Consider the following 16898-nt stretch of genomic DNA (forward strand, 5'->3'; position numbering starts at 1 on the left):
ACCCGTCTCCCGCAGCCGGCCCCACCGCCGTCAGTTGAAGGTGTCGGCGAACTTGTCCCGCCGGTTGATGTCGAGTTCGCTCACGCTCGAATGGTCCTGACTCGCGGCGAAGCGGATCGCCGCGGCGACCTCCGAGGGGGCGCTGGCCTCGTCCTCGTCGTAGCGCTTGGCGAAGGTCTCGCCGTCCGGCGTCTCGAACTCGGTGCGGACCTCGGCCGGATTGACGATCGTGACGCCGACGCCGCCGTCGCCGATCTGGGCCGCCAGGCTCTTGGCGAACCCGCGAACCCACCACTTCGAGGCGGCGTAAACCGGATTGGCCGGTCGCGGGTGTCGACCGGCGAAACTAGCGACGAAGATCAGGTGGCCGTTGCGCTCTCGGACGTGGGGAATCGCTGCCTGGGAGGCGTAGAAGACGCCGTCGACGTTGGTCTCCTGCATCGTCTCGTACGCCTCGGTCGACAGCGATTCGACCTCGCCGCCGCGGGCCAGGCCCGCGTTGTTCACCAGCACGTCGATGCCGCCGAACTCGTCGACGGCGGCCTCGATGAGCGCGTCGACGTCGTCCTCCTCGCGGACGTTCGTCGGGACAACCAGCGTCTCGACTTCGTGGGTCGTCTCGATCTCGTCCGCAAGCTCTGTCAGTCGGTCCTCGCTGCGGGCCGCGAGGACGACGTTCGCGCCGGCGGCCGCGAGTTCGCGGCAGGTCGCTGCGCCGATGCCGGAACTCGCACCGGTTACGATCGCCGTCTGCTGATCGAGTGCGTCGGACATCGTCCGAAGGGTAGGCGAGCCGCGACCCTAAAAACGGGGGTCGCGGCGGTATCGACGGCGATCGCCGGCGGCCGGCGTGGTCGTCGCGCGGGAGACGGGAAAACGGGGTCGCGGTCAGTAGTCCTCGAGGTCGTACAGGTCGCCGTACTTCGACGTGACGTACTCGAGGAAGTGATCGGCGGTCAGCCCCTCGCCGGTGGCGCGCTCGATCAGGTCGGGCGTGACGTAGCGCTTGCCGTGCCGATGCACGTTCTCGCGGAGCCAACCGTTGAGTTCGTCGAACTCGCCCTCGCGGATCTGCGCGTCGAATTCCCCGAGGTCGTCCGCCGCGGCGGCGTACAGCTGGGCCGCGAGCACCGAGCCCAGCGAGTAGGTCGGGAAGTAGCCGAAGTCACCGTGGGACCAGTGGATGTCCTGGAGACAGCCTTCCGCGTCCGTCTCGGGGCGCACGCCGAGGTACGCCTCGTACTTGTCGTTCCAGACCTCGGGCACCTCGGAGACCTCGAGCTCGCCGTTGATCAGGGCGCGCTCGATCTCGAAGCGGATCACGATGTGGAGGTGGTAGGTGAGCTCGTCCGCCTCGACCCGAATGAGGTTGTCGTCGTAGACCTGGTTGGCCGCCTCGTAGGCCGCCTCGGGAGAGACGTCTGCGAGTTCGGGGAACCGCTCGCGGGCGATCGGCAGGAAATGCTCCCAGAAGGGCCGCGAACGGCCGACGTGGTTCTCCCAGAGCCGGGACTGGGACTCGTGGACCGAGAGGTCCCGCGCCTCGCCCAGCGGCGTGCCGTAGCCGTCGTCGGGCAGCCCGAGCGTGTAGTTGGCGTGGCCGAACTCGTGGATCGTCGAGGTGATCGAGCCCAGCAGGTCGTCCTCCTCGAATCTGGTCGTCACGCGGGCGTCGAACTGCGTCCCCGAGGAGAACGGATGGGGAGCCGTATCCAGGCGGCCACGATCCCAGTCGTAACCCAGCGAGTCGAGGACGTCGCGGGCCAGCGCCTCCTGATCGTCGTCCTCGAACTCGCCCGCGAAGGCGTCCGTCTCGAGGTCGGCGTCGCTCTCCTGGATCGCGTCGATCAGCGGGACGAGTTCCTCGCGGAGCCGCTCGAGAACTCGCTCCGCGGTCTCGAGATCGATGTAGGGCTCGTACTCCGAGAAGAGCACGGCGTAGGGCTCGGCGTCGGGATCGATCTGTTCGGCGTACTCCCGTCGGAGTTCGACCAGCTTCTCGAGCGTCGGCGCGAAGCGCTCGAAGTCGTCCTCCTCCTTGGCCCGCTTCCACTTCGGATGGGCGTTCGACGCCGTCGCGGAGATTTCCTCGACGAGTTCCTGCGGGACGCTCGTCTCGCGGTCGTACTGCCGGCGGAGCTCCCGGACGACCGCGGCCTGGTCGTCCGCTAACTCGCCTTCTTCGAGTTCGTCGAGGAGGTCGCCCGTCTCGTCGGCTGTCAGAAGCTCGTGACTGATCGATGACAGCGTCGAGAGCTGCTGTGCGCGGGCGGGCGTCCCTTCGTCGGGCATTACGACTTCCTGGTCCCACTGGAGGATGCCGGCGGCGTTGCCGACGTTCGAGATCCGTTCGACTCGCCGTTCGAGCCGGTCGTACGTGTCGGCCTCGTCGGCGTCGCTCCGGGCCTGATCGGTCGCCATGGCCGACCGTTCGCTCGGAAGCGGTATCAACGTCCGGGTTCCGGGCATTTCGAACGCGGCCGGGCCCCGGTTGCGCAGATGTGTGGGCGTACGGCTGCGTCGCTCGCGACCGGTCGAACGGCGCCGCGATCCCGATGGTAATGCCGTATCGCGGAGCCGATCCCGATAGCGATCGCTGTATCTGTCGAGTTCGGAGACGATCCATCCGCCGGCTCGGTCCCGGCGTCCGCGTCCGTACCAGGCGATACCGAAACGCCGTCCTCGCCGTGTAGAACTTGCAAGCAACGGGCTGTTCGGCCAAGCTGACGAATAGACAACTACAATGGCCGTTGCATCACCAATCGCGTCAGCCATCGTGTTCGTCGTGAGCCTACTGATCGGTGCGCTCGGTATCTACATCGGCGCACGCGTCATCGTCGGCCGAGCGGACTACGACCACGCCATCGTCACCGCGTTGATCGGGGCGATCGTCTGGGCAATCGTCGGTTTCGTCGTCGGCTGGATCCCGCTCGTAGGGCCGTTACTAGCCCTGCTCGCCTACATCGCGGTGATCAATTTCCGGTACCCCGGCGACTGGACCGCCGCGGCGATGATCGGCCTGGTCGCCTGGGTCACCGTCCTGATCGTGCTGTACGCCATAGCCGCGCTCGGAATTACGAGCTTCGGTGCGGTCGGCGTGCCGGGCGTCTGACGCACTGGAATCAACCGACGAACCGGTCGAGATCGAGCACACCGCGGCGGCGTTACCGCGCCGTCGGCCATTCTTCCGCGACCCGCCGGTAGGTCTCGCGACACCGCTCGAGAACGGCGATCGAGACGCTCTCGTCGTCGGTGTGGGCCTCGCCCGGCTCGGAGGGGCCGTAGATCACGCACTCCGTCCCGGCCTCGGCGAGCCAGCCCGCGTCGGTTGCGTGGGGTTTCGTCACCAGTTCGGGCTCGCCGTCCTGCGCGCCGTCGGCGGCCGCCAACACGGCTTCGGCGAACGCTCGGTCGTCACAACGCATCGGCGGCAGATCCTGATCGACACGCCACTCGACGTCCTCGAGTTCCTCGACGCGCCCGAGCGGCGCCCGCTCGCCCGGAACCGTCCGCTCGTCGACGGTGAACTCGCACCGGGCGGGAACGACGTTCATCGCCGAGCCGCCCTCGATCTCCGTGACGGTGAGCCGGCCGTCGAGTCGCTCACCGGCCACCTTGACCGACGGCGGCTCGAGGTCGCGAACCAGGTCAACGGCCGCGGTGGCGCGGTAGATGGCGTTCTCCCCGGCGTCGGCCTCGCTGGCGTGGGCCGCCTGGCCGCGGGCGGTGATCGTGCTCCCCCGACGACCCTTGTGCGCGACGGCGACGTCGGTGACGTCCGGCCCCGAGTAGTTGGTCGATCCCTCGCCGACGACGGCGTAGTCGGGCGCGAATCCCGATTCGATCGCGTGTCGCGCGCCGACGCCGCCGACCTCCTCGCCCACGAAGCTCGCGAAGACGAGTTCTCCCGCAGGGGTCGCGTCGCGGAACGCGAGCATGGCGGCCGCCAGCGCCCCTTTCATGTCCGCCGCGCCGCGCCCGTAGAGGCGGCCGTCGCGTTCCGCGACGACGTACTCGGTCGCGCCGTCGCCGGTCCTGGCCGCGTCATCGCCCGCGTTGACGACCTGTGACTCGGCCGGCTCGACGACATCGTGGTGGCCTACGAGCGCGAGCGTCTCTGCGTCCGCTCCCGTTCCCTTGCGAGCGATCACGTTCCCTGCCTCGTCCCGGCGTACCTCGGCGTCGGTCTCACGGCGAAGCCAGGCCTCGACGAAATCGCCGGCGGCGGTCTCGTCCTCGTGGCTCGGGATCGAGACCAGGTCGCGCGTCAGTTCGACGACGGACATGGCGGCGACTTCGAGCGGCAGGGTGTTGATCCCACCGGTGTGGGTCGTCGCCGAGGGCGGGACCCGCGGCGTCGAGCGCGAACCGCGAGCCCGCGACGGCTGCCATTGCGAGGACATCCTTAATGGCGCGGGGACCCAAGCCCCGGTATGAACGTCGTGCCGGATACGAGCGTGGTCATCGACGGCCGCGTCTCGGCGACAGTCGACGACGGGCAGTTCGAGGGAGCGACGATTTCGGTGCCGGAAGCCGTCGTCGCGGAACTCGAAGCGCAGGCCAACGACGGGATCGACACCGGCTGGGACGGACTGGAGGAACTCCAGCGTCTCGCCGACCTCGCCGACGAGGGCGTCATCGAACTCGAGTACGTCGGCGAGCGGCCCAACGCCATCGAGCGGGGCCACGCCTCCGAGGGCGAAATCGACGCCCTGATCCGCGACCTCGCGGAGGACCTCGGGGCCACGTTCCTCACGAGCGACGTCGTCCAGGCGGAGGTCGCCCGGGCGAAGGGCCTCGACGTCGAGCACGTCTCCCCCGAGACGCGCGAGGTGGGGACACTCACCGTCGAGAACTACTTCGACGAGAGCACGATGAGCGTCCACCTCAAGACGGACGCGGTCCCGAAGGCCAAGCGCGGCGACCTCGGCGAGATGCGCTACGAGGCGATCGCCGACGAACCCCTCGACGAGGCGACGATGGACGAGTACGCCCGCGAGATCGTCGACGCCGCCAAGGAGGCGTCGGGCGGCTTCATCGAACTCTCCGAGCCCGGGATGAAGATCGTCCAGTTCCGAGACTACCGGATCGCGATCGGTCGCCCGCCCTTTTCCGACGGCATCGAGATCACCGCCGTCCGGCCGATCGCCCAGACCGACATCGAAGACTACGAGCACGCCGACGAACTCAAGGAACGACTACTCGAGCGCCAGCGCGGCGTCCTCATCTCGGGCGCGCCCGGGGCCGGGAAGTCGACGTTCGCCCAGGCGGTCGCCCGCTACATCTCCGATCACGACTACTCGGTCAAGACCATGGAGAAGCCCCGCGACCTTCAGGTCGGCCCGGACATCACCCAGTACACGGAACTGGCAGGCGAGATGGCCAACACCGCCGACGCCCTGCTGATGGTCCGGCCGGACTACACCATCTACGACGAGGTCCGCAAGACCGACGACTTCGAGGTCTTCGCGGACATGCGCCTGGCCGGCGTCGGCATGATCGGCGTCGTCCACGCGACCCGCCCGATCGACGCGCTCCAGCGCCTGGTCGGCCGGGTCGAACTCGGGATGATTCCGCAGGTCGTCGACACCGTCGTCTACATCGAGGCCGGGGAGGTCGAGACCGTCTACGACGTCAAAACCGAGGTCAAGGTCCCCGCGGGACTCACCGAGGAGGACCTGGCCCGTCCGGTCATCCAGGTCACGAACTTCCGGACCGACGAACCCGAGTACGAGATCTACACGTTCAACCGCCAGGTCGTCACCGTTCCGCTCAAAGACGAGGAGGGCGGCCCGGCCAACGAGTCCGGCGTCGACCGCATCGCCAAACAGGAGATCGAGCGCGAGATCCGCTCGGTCGCCCGCGGCTACGTCGACGTCCAACTCAAGAGCCAGGACAAGGCGGTCGCCTACGTCGAGGAGGACGACATCTCGAGCGTCATCGGCAAGGGCGGCGGTCGCATCACCGACATCGAGAACCGCCTGGGGATCGACATCGACGTCCGCACCCACGACGAGAATCCCAACTACGGCGCGGGCGGCGCCGGTCCCGGCGGCACCAGCGCGAACGGCGGCGGCGGTACCGGCGGCCAGGCCGGCCAGATCGTCCAGCCCGAAATCACCTCCCGGCACATCGTCATCCCGGTAGACGGGAACCACGGCGAGACCGTCGAGGTGCAGGCCGCCGGCGACTACCTCTTTACGGCGACGGTGAGCCGCGGCGGCGAGATTCAGGTTTCGCGCGGGAGCGCGATCGCGGAGGAACTCGAGCGGGCGATCGATCGGACGGATCCGATCACGATCGTGCCGTCGTAGGGCGCCGAACCGGAACGAACGGGCGGGAAGAACTTTTTTCGAGGGGCATAATTGGACGAACAGTCAGTAATTATTCAACAGACCTCCTGTGCGGATTCGAACCACGGCCACGTCTACTAGTTGTTTAAGGACTAGCTTGATATGCGAGACAATCGTCCGGTCAAACCAGCCAACACGAAGTGATCCGAACATATGGGCGCAGATAGCAAAACGTTCGTCTACGAGAGCATCGAACATACGAACGGGCCGTTTTTCACTGACCAGCACTCGCTCGCGGCGGTCCGCGAGCGGATCGTCGCCGACGTTCGGGCGACCGTCGCCGACGCGGACGCGGACGGCGTCGTCGTCGCGATGAGCGGCGGCATCGACTCGACGCTGACGGCAGCTTTGGCGGTCGAGGCTGTCGGCGCCGACAGCGTGCTCGGGCTCGGCCTCCCCTCTCACAAGACCGACCAGGCGGACGTCAGTGACGCCCGCACGATCGCGGCGGGACTGGGAATCGACTTCGAGGAGATCCAATTACGACCGATCCTCGACGCCTTCGAGGACACCGTCGCAACCGCGCTCGAACCGGAACCGGACGCCGACGAGCGGCCGATCGAGCGGAACCGTGAGATCGGAAACGTCACCGCGCGGCTCCGAATGGTTGCGGCCTACTACGCGGCCAACCGCCAGGCGCGGGTCGTGCTCGGCACCGCGAACCGGTCGGAGCTGTTGCTCGGCTACATCACCAAACACGGGGATGGCGCGGCCGACGCCTATCCGATCGGGGACCTCTACAAGACGGAGGTCCGGGCGCTCGCGAAGCAGATGGGGCTGCCCCGCCGGATCGTCAGCAAGGAACCGACGGCGGGCTTCTGGGCCACCCAGACTGATGCCGACGAGCTCGGCGCGCGGTACGACGTCATCGACCCGCTGCTGTCCCGACTCGTCGACGAGGACCGGTCGATCGACGACGCCGTCGCCGAGTTGCGACTCGATCGCGAGACGGCCGTCGAGATCGCGTCGCTGCACGCCGATACCGCGCACAAACGTGCGCTCCCGCCGACGCCGGGGATCGGCGGGCGCGACGGTGGAACCGCCGTCGACGGCGCCGATTCGCTCGATTGATCGGCGGCCGTAGCGGCCCCGTCAGTGCAGCGGCGACCGATCCGGAGTCGGTCTCGGCGTCGCCTGGCCGTGGCCGCGGTGGCGACGGTACTACACGTGTCCGCCCCGACTCGGCGTCAGCGCTCGACCGTCTCGCCGTACATGTCCGGATTGCGCCACCAGAACAGCCCCCAGGCCAGCAGGAAGCCGGTGGCCATCGCGGTGACCTCCTGAAGGAACTGCGAAATTCCCAGGTCGACGACCGCGACGAGCGCGAGCGCGGAGCCGAGCGCGGCGCCCGACACCACGTACAGGACGTCACCGACGATGCGCGCCCGCGACTGCTCCCAGTAGTGTCGGCGGTCCTCGTCGTACCAGACGCCGATGTAGATCAACACCGGGGCCATCGCGGTGATGACCGTGATCGTTCGGTACGCGTCGGGAAGAACCGTGGGCACCAGAACCAGATTGAGCAGGTTCGCGCTCAACGCAGCCACAAAGAGGCCGACCAGCAGCCAGCCCCATCGCGGTAACCGCTCTCTGTCCATGCTGAGGACGCTCACCGCTGGAAAATAATAGTGCCGTTCTCTTCGCTTCTGCTAGTCTCTCGAGAAGCCGTTATTCCGCACAGCAGGCGTCTTTCTTCGGGGTCTGGGATTCGTCGACGCCGTTGCCGTCGGCCGCGACCGGTTCTTCCAGCCGATAGAGGCTCTGACGGGCGTCAGCGAAGTAGATGTCCTCGTCGACGATACCGATCTCTTCGAGGCGCTCGAGCGCGTACCGAACCGTCCGGGCCGAAAGCATCGATTCCTCGACGATCTGCTTCTGCGTCAGCGGCCCGTCGTACTCGAGGACCTTGAAGACGAGTTTCGCGCTCGGTGGCAAGTCTTCGATCTCCTCCCCGTCGGTCTCTGCCATATTACGAATCGAAAGGCCCCAGCAGTATAAAAGTTGAGCCTTACGAGGAGCGATCATAAAAGATTGCAATGGACTTTCCACGACAAAGTGCTGGCAGCGGCATCGAACGGCGGGATATGAGCAGCGTGCCGAACAGGTTGGCCCGCGGATACAGTCGCGGCAGCGAACACGTCACCGGCGTCGGTCGGCGGCCGTCGAAGCCGACGGCTATCGGACACGACGGTCGGATCGGTGGCCGCTCGTCCCGCGGCCGGCACGCTGACGGTCACTCGTCGCTTGCTCCGAGCGCCGCGCTCAAAGCTGTGGTGCCGACAACTTCCGGCATCTGAGTGCTGCCCTCGCAGTCGGTCGTCCGCGACCGTGAGAGACTGCGGGCACCGTCACAGTTCACAGCTGTTCCCAGACCTCCTCGTCGTCCTCGAACCCGTCCGGATCGTCGGGGGCCGCGAACTCGTCGCTCCCGTCGAGTTCCGAGAGTTCGTCGGCGGACAGCGTTCCGCCGGCGTCGACGACTGCCGACTGATCCTCCAGATCCAGTTCCGGCCAGGCGGTCTCCGCCCAGCGGCCGCGGTCGCTGTAGTAGTAGACGACGCTGTCGTTGACGACCGCGAACAGGCCGCGTTGTCGGTCGTGGACGACGCGCTCGTTCGTGTCGATCGCGACGTCGACGACGTCCTCCAGCGTGTCCAGCGAGACGTGGTAGTCGCCGATCCACATCGGGATCGAGCCCTCCGAGATCCACTCGGCGTACCGCTGTTCGTGGACTCGCCGACGAGCGGCGTCGGCGTCGGTCGGCGAGCGGCGGGCGACGAGGGCCGCGCCGGCGAGCGAGAGCGTCCCCAACAGCGACAGGCCGCCGATCAGCGCCGGGCTCCGGGACTCGGTCGTTCGCGCCGTGCCGCTCCGGTGGCTGTGAAGGGCCGACTCGGAGAGCGATCCCTCGAACCAGTAGGCCTCGTCCGTTATCACCACCGGTGTTTCGGTCGTGATCGTTCCCTGATGGTGTCCGGTATCGTACTCGGTCCGGAGTTCCATCACCAGGTCGACCGAACCGACGCCGGCGATCTCGCGCTCGAGTTCCCGCTGGCGCTCGCGGTGGGCCTCGACGTCGATCGTCGCTGCCGACGTCGCGACCCCGTTCTCGACGGTCGGCGACTCGCGCAGGACCCGGTGGGTCTCGTTCCAGAACGCGGCCCCGTCGCGGACCGCCTCGAACCGGAGCACGAGTTCGTGCGTGACATCCCCGTCTTCGATCAGCGTTTCCCCGGTCTCGTTTCGCAGGCGCGTCTCGGGTTCGACCGTCAGCGCCGGCGAGGCGTCGAGCAAGTAGACGGAGCTGTCGGTGATCCGGTCGCCCTCCGTCCAGAGCGTCCCGTTCTCGGTGACGACGGCGCTCGTATGCGCTTGGGACTTGACCCGCTCCTCGCCGAACTGCGGTGCGGTCGTCGTCTCCGGATTCGCGACGGCCCAGCCGGTCGCGCCGATCGAGAGCACGCCGAGAACGGCCAGTGCGATCGCGATCGAGCGGCCGTGTTCCGCGAGCAACAGATCGATCCGCGGATTGCCGATCATCCGTCAACATCCCCCGATCGGTCCGCCACCCACACCGATTCGAACGTCCCAGTGACTCGATCAGTTCGATCCGGAACTGGTTGGAAATCGGGACGATTCATGTACAACCGAACAGAATGTACTCACATAAGGATAGTGGCCACACCGCGTGCGCGAGCTACTCACGATCACGCTCTCGGTCCCGACGCCACTTCCGCAGCGTCCGGTTCCACCGGGTCGACAACGGAACGTGATCGCCCGCAGTCCGGAAGCGGACGTCCCCCGTGCCGACGGCCGCGAGCACGGTCGTGATCGCAATCACGACGATAACCCCATTGACCGCCGCGATGGCGGCCAGCGGGGTGACGCCGTGTAGCCAGACGAGCACGGGCGGCGGCAACACGGCGAGGTAGCGATACTCCCCGAGGTGACGCGTGTACTCGCCCGTCTCGTCGGGCGCGGACAGCGTCACCGACGTCTCACTGCTGTCACGGATGCCGATCATCTGCCACTCTGAACTGGGGTCGATACCGCCGCTCTCGGCCTCGTGAACGACGACGACGGGCAGGTACCCGGCGTTGTCGACGGTGCGGGTAAGTTCCGTTCGCCCGCCAGGCGCGACGACCTGCGGATCGTCGCTCGGCGACTCGGCGCTGACGAGTTCGTACTCGTAGGTGCCCGACGGAACTACCATCGCCGCGGTCGCGAACGTGACGAACACGAGCAAGACGAGTCCGAGCGCGGTCCGGAACGCGATCACGTTCTCGCGCGAGCGGGACCTGGTCGTCTCGCGCCTGGCGGGACCGAGTCGATCGAGGACGGTGCCGAACCCGAGCGTGGCGACGCCGATCGCGACCAGCAGCGCACCGAGGTCGTCCGCGGACGCCGTCGTCGTCACGCCGACGATCGACGCGGCGGTCCCGGACGCCCGCTCGGCGAGCCCCTGAATGCCCATCACCGCGGTGCCGAGGTGGGGGATCGTCACGACCTCGCCGTCGACCCGCCAGGCCTCGGCGACGATCTGGCCGTCCGTGACGTGGGGTTCCCCGCCGTCCTGGTCGGTAAACGGGTTCGCGTCGCCCTTCGTCACGTACCCCTCCTCGGTCTCGTCGACTACGCGGTGGGTCGTCAGCCCGCCGTCGTGGAGGTCCCTGGCCTGGTAGACGACGACGTCGCCCTCCTCGACGTCGCCGGCCACGAGATCGGGAATCGCGACGAACCCGTCGCCGGCGTCGATCGTCGGCTCCATGCTGCCGGTCGCGACGTAGCCGAGCAAAATCGGTTGGCCGAGCGCCTGGCCGACGAGCAGCAGGATGATCGCCAGCGCGACACCGAATCCGAGACCTCGCTTAGCGAGCGCGGCAGTCGTCATCGGCACGTGAGTGGGTGAATCATAGTCGGGTACCAGTTCGGACGGCCGCTATTTCGGAGCCAATGGGATGCCGATCGGGAGAAGAGACGAGACGCGGACTCGAGGGGCCGGTCATCGAACGACCACCCGCCGGCGATTCGCGGCGACCAGCAGCGCTACCAGGCCCGCCGTCGCCGGTGGTGCCAGCGCTGCGGCCGTCGACGCCGCGAGTTCGCGGTCCCGGATCGAGAACGCGCCCGGCTCGTCGACCGACACCGTCCCCGCGGGCACCCCGCTGACAGCGACGTCGGAAGTTCCTGGCTCGTCGAACGTCCGCTCGAACGTCACCATCCGCTCGCCGTTCGCCGGGACCGAGACGGCCCGACTGTCGACGACGATGCCGTCGACCGCGAGTTCGAGCGTGCGCTCGACTCCCTCGTCGGACGGATTTCGAACCGTCGCCCGGACGGTGGTCGACTCGCCGGCGGTGATTGTCGCGTCGTCGACCGTCGCATCGACGACGTCGATCGGCGGTCCATCGACGGTCACCGGTTCGCTCGCATCCCCGTCGATCCCGACCGCGTACGTCCCCGGCCACTCCATTGGCCGCTCGAACGTGACCGATTCCGTCTCGCCTGGTTCGACCGCGACCGTCCGCTGGTCGACGACGATGCCGTCGACGGTCAGCGAGGCGGTCGTCTCGCCCGGGGCTTTGCCGTAATTTCGGTACGTCGCGGTCGCCGTCACCGTCTCTCCAGTTTCGACCGTCGTCGGCGAGACGTTCAACTCCGAACGCTGGATTGCCGACGAGGGAGCGCTGCGATCGTTCGACCCGTCTTCGTATCGTGCGACGACCGAGAACGTCTCCGGTCGGTTCTGGGCGACGTGAGTATCGACCGCGACGCCGACAGTCGCGGTATCGCCGGCGGACAGCTCGAGGGGATTCGATTCGCTGATCGTGGCGGACGGATCGTCACCCCGGTAGAACGCGATCCCGGCGACGTCGTGATCGATCCAAACGCGGTCGACATCGGAGCCGGTGACCACGATCGTGAAGACGTTATCTACGCGCGTGATCGCGCGGTCGTTGAGGGACTCGAGGTCGAGTCGGAGTTCGTCGTCGACCGTCGCGTATCGGGTATCGGTCGGTTTGAGGACGACCCCATCTTCGCCGTGGACGACCTCGTCTTCGCCGAACGTCACTGCCGCTGTCGGAACGACAAGGACGACGAGAAAGCAAACACCGGTCGCAGTGAGCAGTGGCGTAGACGACATCGTGGGGTCCTCGAGCCGATATGCTTCGTGTCCGTCGAAAGCCGATCGTTACAGCGACGACTCCGCAACGAACGTGACGCTATCGATGTCGACGCTGTAAGCGGAAATGTCTCCCGCGGACCCGTCGACGCTCGTCGTGTCGATCTCCAGTCCGATGTCCTCGTTACTCCCGCTACCGATACTGGTGTGTGGCGGAGCGCTGGTTTCGTCGTCAACGATACTGCTAGTGGTGCCGCCGAAGAACTTCAGGTCTACCGTCCCAGCGGAGGTGTTATCACTCGTCGTGACGTCCACCCGGAGAACCTGATCACCGTCGGAATCGGTAGCACTCGTGACGGAGTCCCCGATGTCGGGCGAACTAACGTACAGGCCGACGCCGGCGTCTCCCTCGTTTGCGACGTTGATCAGCGGATCGATGACCGTCGTGGCGTCTATGTTCAGCCCGTCGGCGTTCCCCGTTCCGGCGGAGCCATCCAAATTGATCGTTATCGTTCCGTTCGAGCTGGACGCGTATCCGCTAGCGGTGTCGTCGAGCGAGAGGAGTGCGCTTGCGTCACCGGCCGTCGAAACGGTGATCGTCCGATCGGCTTCCACGGTACTAAACGCGCCCGTCCCGAGTGCGGTTCCACCGCCCGCGACGATCGTCCCGAGTCCAAGCACCACGTTGCGTCGATTCAGTCTCATGATTGTAATCTCCGTACCGCGTTCCAGCACCGGTCCGCGACGGGTCCGGAACGCAGTTCTTACTCGTCTTCACGACCGTCACCCACTTTGTATTGAGTAGCCAGAACCGCTGAAAGACCGGCCATACGGCCGTTCAAGACGGTCTTGAAGGCAGTTCGTCGGCCGTCAGAACGCGCAAGTGGTCGCTGAAATCGCGTTCGCGGTCGCTGGCTCGCCACTGAGGCGAACCAGGCGAGCGAGCCATTCACTTCTGACTCCGCAGAGACCAGATTCCCGACGTAGCAATACAACGATCCCGGAATTCATAGTGTTCGTCAGATAGCTATTCCCGAAGAGAGGCGCGTACGACGGCCATCAAGGGTTACTTGAGCCGATTATCGGGCATCAGATATGTATGTACGGCCGTGCATGTTTTTATAGTCATTCTTGAGTACCGACGTTCAATGGCCGGTAAAGAAATAGATCTGCGACAGCAGACGGGCGATAGCGAGACGCGGGGTGCGAGTCCGGTTATCGGGCTCGTCATTCTCTTCGCGCTCGTTATGGTCGGAGCACTGCTGGTATTCGCCGTCGGTTCGTCGATGTTCGATGCGCTCGAATCGGAGGCTAATCGAGAACAGACCAGGCAATTCGTAAGCGAAACCGATCACAGAATCGCGACGGTTACAGAGACGGGCCAGGAGCAGCCGCTCCCGATCGACGAACTGTCAGCGGCACAGGTGACAGTGGTAGACGACGGTCGAATCGAAGTCGCCTGGTACAACGAGACGACCGGCAGTCACTGTTCCGCCAACGGCACGCTCCGCGCGCTCGAATTCGAACTCGAGGATCGGACGGTCGCCCATCAAGGCGGTGGAATCTGGGAGTACAATGACGGGACGACGTCCGTCATCTCGGAGCCCAATATCGGGTACGACGGTGAATCGCTCCAATTACAGATCCTTCAACTCGAAGAGGGGGATTTCAACGCGGCCGAACCGGTCGCGCGAGCCGACCACGGCAAGGCGTCGGCACTGACCGGGGAGATCAACGACGCTGCGAATCGCTGTCCCGACGCGACCGATGTTGAACTCCGGATTAACGAGAGTACATACTACGACGGGTGGCATCGATATCTCGAGGATGCTGTCGGCGAGGACGACTATGACAACGTCGACGTTAAGTCCGACCCGACGAACGAATCCGTCGAAGTTCGGATCGAAGGTATCAGAGAACCTACTGAAGAAGCGACGTTACTCATCGAATCCGATGATGGCATCAAAAAGACAGTCGGTTCGAGCGACCAACGAGTCGAATTCGGGGATAACCTCCGATTCCAAGCAACACTGAACAACACTGGTGGCGACACGGTCAAACCACCGACGATGCGTGTCGTTATCGATGGCGGAACAATACAAGGAGAGGACAGCGGCAGTGCGGCCGTTCCCGCCGAGAAGACGAAACAGCGATCGGTCAAGATCGACTCGTACAAAGAGGTACTCACCCCCGGACGAACGTATGAGTACACGATCCAGACGCTCAATGATTCCGGACAGGTCGACGATACACTCGACAAACCAGGAGAGTTCTATCTCGGTAAATCAGGCGACCACTTCAACATAACCGACGACGACATCAAAACTGAACCGACCGGTGACGGGAACGTTACCATCAGCGCTGCGGTCCGGAATCAGGGGGTCCAACCCGGGACGCAGCAGGTAACTATCGACTTCGAGGAACTCGACGTTAGTGCAACCGAGACGGTCACGCTCGACTACGGCGCGACCGGGACGGTCAACTGGACGGTCAACGAGAGCGCCCTGCCGTCGAGTCCCACCGGGTTTACGATCGAAACGGAAACCGACGATGAAAGTGCACACGGAACCGTCGTTGGTCAGGGAAGCGGCGAAGAGACTTTCGTGGTCGTCGAAGACAAGGGCGTCGGAGGTGACCAGCTCGTCACCGATGACGGTCCGTTCACCGTCGAAGGTGAAATCGCGAGCACCTACGCTCGTGACGGTGTCACGGGCGAAATCAAGTTGCAGATTCCGGACACCGGCGTTTCCGAGACCGAGTCGGTGACGCTCGACAGTGGCGGACGTGAGACGGTCGCGTTCGAACTCGATCCCGACGATGGGTTCGACGCCGGTAGGGTCTACGAGTACGACATTGTCGCCGACGGCGACGGCCTGAGCGAAACCGGATCGTTCTACGTCGGCAAACACGGGACGTACTTCGACCTGTCGAACGAGACTGCGACCGTCACCGACGACAGTGTGGTGATCGCTGCCGACTTGGCGAATACCGGCGTCAAAAACGGCTCCCAAGATGTGGCACTCGAGCTGGAATACCAAGATGATATGCCGCCCGAACTCAAAGACGAGAATCCGTATGGAGCGATCTTCGAGCAGGAGATCGACCGATCGTTCGGCGCGTCGGACGCCGTCGAACTGGAGCTCAACGAGAGCAATCTCCTCGACGGAGAGTACGAGGCGACGATCCGGACGGCGGACGAGTCGGTGACGACGACGTTCGCCGTCACCGCCGGACTCGATCCGGGTCGCGTCGGCCTCGGTGACGTCGAAGACGCGAACGTGACCGTCGAAGTCGTCGGTTCGCAGGTCTCCGGAAACAGACTCAACGGCGATCACCAACTCGCCCCGATGACGCTCGACGTCGTCGCGAACAGCGAAACGCAACACTCCTTCCGAAACCCGAACGGTGGAGATAACATCAATATCGGTCCGTCGTGGCAGGACAAGAACGACGATAGCTACCGGTACGAATTCACGGTAAAGGACGAAACGGAGCTGACTTTACGGAATACGAGATACTCATCGACTGATTCGAGGTTCTGGGGGCGCTTTTCGACCTGTGCGGACGAACGCACTGATCCGAACGATCTCCCGCACTATTCGGGTCCGACCGATCAGGACTTCGTCTGGTGTAATAACGTCCCGAGCGATACCGCGTTCGGGCCGATCGACGCGTCACAAGACCAAAACCTGCAGAACGTTCGAGTCCGGAGCGCCGAAAACGATACGATTCCGGCGCTTCCCGCGGGGACCGAGCAACAGCTCAGCGCGACGGAAACCCTCGAGGAACGGGGACTCGTGACGGCCGACGGGGACGAACTCGATCTCGGACCGGGTGAGTTCGTGTTTCTCTTCGAGAATACTGAAGACTGTGGGAGCGTGGGGTGTGACCCCGACGATATCGACGCGCTCTGGAACAACGCAATCAACACCTATGAACGAAATCCGGACCGGACTCACGACCCGAACTTTAACGATTTGGTCGTCTACGTTCAGGTCGAACGAGCGGGTGTCGATCCGAAAACACCCAGCATTACGATCCAGCCTGGCGGCGGCGATTCGACCGATGTCGGGCACGGGTTCGGTCAGAACACGGGCGGTGGCAGTGACGTGAGCCCGGAACTCGAAGGGGGCACTGACGAAGGGAACGCGCCAAGTCTCGGAACCGGCGAGTCTGACGGGACCAGAGCGGAGGACGTGACCGTCGATACCGGAATCGACATCGACACGGATCACATCGTGATCGGATAATACTCGATCTCCGGTACCGTCGCGGTTCACTGTGGTATTTCGACTGAATTGACGCGCTGACGAGCCGAAACTCGAACGGCTCTCGCGACGCCACTACCCGAGATGGCGGTACGGGTAACCGAAAGAGCGGGAATCCCGTTGCGGTCGGAGTCTCTTCCCGCTCCCGAAGAT

At 65.1% G+C, this 16898-nt stretch carries 13 protein-coding genes; 4 read left to right on the top strand and 9 right to left on the bottom strand.

All coding sequences use genetic code 11. The features are described from left to right. Nucleotides 1-30: 30 nt before the first annotated feature. Together BMY29_RS13765 and BMY29_RS13770 are read right to left on the bottom strand one after the other, a co-directional pair. Complete coding sequence (locus BMY29_RS13765) at nt 31-774, bottom strand: SDR family oxidoreductase (RefSeq protein WP_049990916.1); 744 nt, start codon at nt 772-774, stop codon at nt 31-33. Nucleotides 775-888: 114 nt separating this feature from the next. Beyond that, complete coding sequence (locus BMY29_RS13770) at nt 889-2421, bottom strand: carboxypeptidase M32 (RefSeq protein WP_049990917.1); 1533 nt, start codon at nt 2419-2421, stop codon at nt 889-891. Between the two features lie 322 nt (nt 2422-2743). Between BMY29_RS13770 and BMY29_RS13780 the strand changes: the two genes are divergently transcribed. Beyond that, nucleotides 2744-3112 carry a hypothetical protein gene (locus BMY29_RS13780; protein WP_049990919.1) on the top strand — a complete coding sequence of 123 codons (369 nt, stop codon included), beginning with the start codon at nt 2744-2746 and terminating at the stop codon, nt 3110-3112. Nucleotides 3113-3164: 52 nt separating this feature from the next. Here BMY29_RS13780 and BMY29_RS13785 read toward each other — a convergent pair whose 3' ends face one another. After that, nucleotides 3165-4286 (bottom strand): M20 family metallopeptidase, encoded by a 1122-nt coding sequence (locus tag BMY29_RS13785; protein ID WP_049990976.1) that lies wholly within the window; start codon nt 4284-4286, stop codon nt 3165-3167. Between the two features lie 147 nt (nt 4287-4433). Here BMY29_RS13785 and BMY29_RS13790 point away from each other — a divergent pair, with 147 nt between their 5' ends. Further along, on the top strand, nt 4434-6314 hold the full coding sequence (locus tag BMY29_RS13790) for a PINc/VapC family ATPase (protein WP_049990920.1): 1881 nt from the start codon (nt 4434-4436) through the stop codon (nt 6312-6314). Between the two features lie 192 nt (nt 6315-6506). Beyond that, entirely contained in the window at nt 6507-7424 is a 918-nt protein-coding gene (locus BMY29_RS13795; protein ID WP_049990921.1) for an NAD+ synthase, read from the top strand. Nucleotides 7425-7540: 116 nt separating this feature from the next. Here BMY29_RS13795 and BMY29_RS13800 read toward each other — a convergent pair whose 3' ends face one another. The 6 genes from BMY29_RS13800 to BMY29_RS13825 form a co-directional block, all read right to left on the bottom strand. Further along, nucleotides 7541-7951 carry a hypothetical protein gene (locus BMY29_RS13800; protein WP_049990922.1) on the bottom strand — a complete coding sequence of 137 codons (411 nt, stop codon included), beginning with the start codon at nt 7949-7951 and terminating at the stop codon, nt 7541-7543. A gap of 70 nt (nt 7952-8021) precedes the next feature. Continuing rightward, nucleotides 8022-8321: a MarR family transcriptional regulator gene (locus BMY29_RS13805; protein ID WP_049990923.1), complete on the bottom strand. Its 300-nt coding sequence runs from the start codon at nt 8319-8321 to the stop codon at nt 8022-8024. A 387-nt stretch (nt 8322-8708) separates the two neighbouring features. Further along, nucleotides 8709-9893, bottom strand: a complete 1185-nt coding sequence (locus tag BMY29_RS13810) for a DUF5305 domain-containing protein (RefSeq protein WP_049990924.1) — start codon at nt 9891-9893, stop codon at nt 8709-8711. Between the two features lie 157 nt (nt 9894-10050). Beyond that, a complete protein-coding gene (locus BMY29_RS13815) occupies nt 10051-11244 on the bottom strand; it encodes a signal peptidase I (protein ID WP_049990977.1) in 1194 nt (397 codons plus the stop codon). Nucleotides 11245-11355: 111 nt separating this feature from the next. Further along, nucleotides 11356-12498: a CARDB domain-containing protein gene (locus BMY29_RS13820; RefSeq protein WP_049990925.1), complete on the bottom strand. Its 1143-nt coding sequence runs from the start codon at nt 12496-12498 to the stop codon at nt 11356-11358. Nucleotides 12499-12546: 48 nt separating this feature from the next. Next, the gene (locus BMY29_RS13825) at nt 12547-13182 is read right to left on the bottom strand and encodes a hypothetical protein (RefSeq protein ID WP_143067700.1); all 636 of its coding nucleotides are present in this window, start codon (nt 13180-13182) and stop codon (nt 12547-12549) included. 443 nt (nt 13183-13625) lie between these two features. Here BMY29_RS13825 and BMY29_RS13830 point away from each other — a divergent pair, with 443 nt between their 5' ends. Next, nucleotides 13626-16727 carry a DUF7289 family protein gene (locus tag BMY29_RS13830; RefSeq protein ID WP_241471306.1) on the top strand — a complete coding sequence of 1034 codons (3102 nt, stop codon included), beginning with the start codon at nt 13626-13628 and terminating at the stop codon, nt 16725-16727. Nucleotides 16728-16898: the final 171 nt, after the last annotated feature.

Origin of the sequence: Natrinema salifodinae, from assembly GCF_900110455.1 — an archaeon.
Classification (GTDB): Archaea; Halobacteriota; Halobacteria; order Halobacteriales; family Natrialbaceae; genus Natrinema; species Natrinema salifodinae.

Coding starts and splice junctions, on each gene's coding strand:
- BMY29_RS13765 (WP_049990916.1), bottom strand. CDS start 774: ATGTCCGACGCACTCGATCAGCAGACGGCGATCGTAACCGGTGCGAGT.
- BMY29_RS13770 (WP_049990917.1), bottom strand. CDS start 2,421: ATGGCGACCGATCAGGCCCGGAGCGACGCCGACGAGGCCGACACGTAC.
- BMY29_RS13780 (WP_049990919.1), top strand. CDS start 2,744: ATGGCCGTTGCATCACCAATCGCGTCAGCCATCGTGTTCGTCGTGAGC.
- BMY29_RS13785 (WP_049990976.1), bottom strand. CDS start 4,286: ATGTCCGTCGTCGAACTGACGCGCGACCTGGTCTCGATCCCGAGCCAC.
- BMY29_RS13790 (WP_049990920.1), top strand. CDS start 4,434: ATGAACGTCGTGCCGGATACGAGCGTGGTCATCGACGGCCGCGTCTCG.
- BMY29_RS13795 (WP_049990921.1), top strand. CDS start 6,507: ATGGGCGCAGATAGCAAAACGTTCGTCTACGAGAGCATCGAACATACG.
- BMY29_RS13800 (WP_049990922.1), bottom strand. CDS start 7,951: ATGGACAGAGAGCGGTTACCGCGATGGGGCTGGCTGCTGGTCGGCCTC.
- BMY29_RS13805 (WP_049990923.1), bottom strand. CDS start 8,321: ATGGCAGAGACCGACGGGGAGGAGATCGAAGACTTGCCACCGAGCGCG.
- BMY29_RS13810 (WP_049990924.1), bottom strand. CDS start 9,893: ATGATCGGCAATCCGCGGATCGATCTGTTGCTCGCGGAACACGGCCGC.
- BMY29_RS13815 (WP_049990977.1), bottom strand. CDS start 11,244: ATGACGACTGCCGCGCTCGCTAAGCGAGGTCTCGGATTCGGTGTCGCG.
- BMY29_RS13820 (WP_049990925.1), bottom strand. CDS start 12,498: ATGTCGTCTACGCCACTGCTCACTGCGACCGGTGTTTGCTTTCTCGTC.
- BMY29_RS13825 (WP_143067700.1), bottom strand. CDS start 13,182: ATGAGACTGAATCGACGCAACGTGGTGCTTGGACTCGGGACGATCGTC.
- BMY29_RS13830 (WP_241471306.1), top strand. CDS start 13,626: ATGGCCGGTAAAGAAATAGATCTGCGACAGCAGACGGGCGATAGCGAG.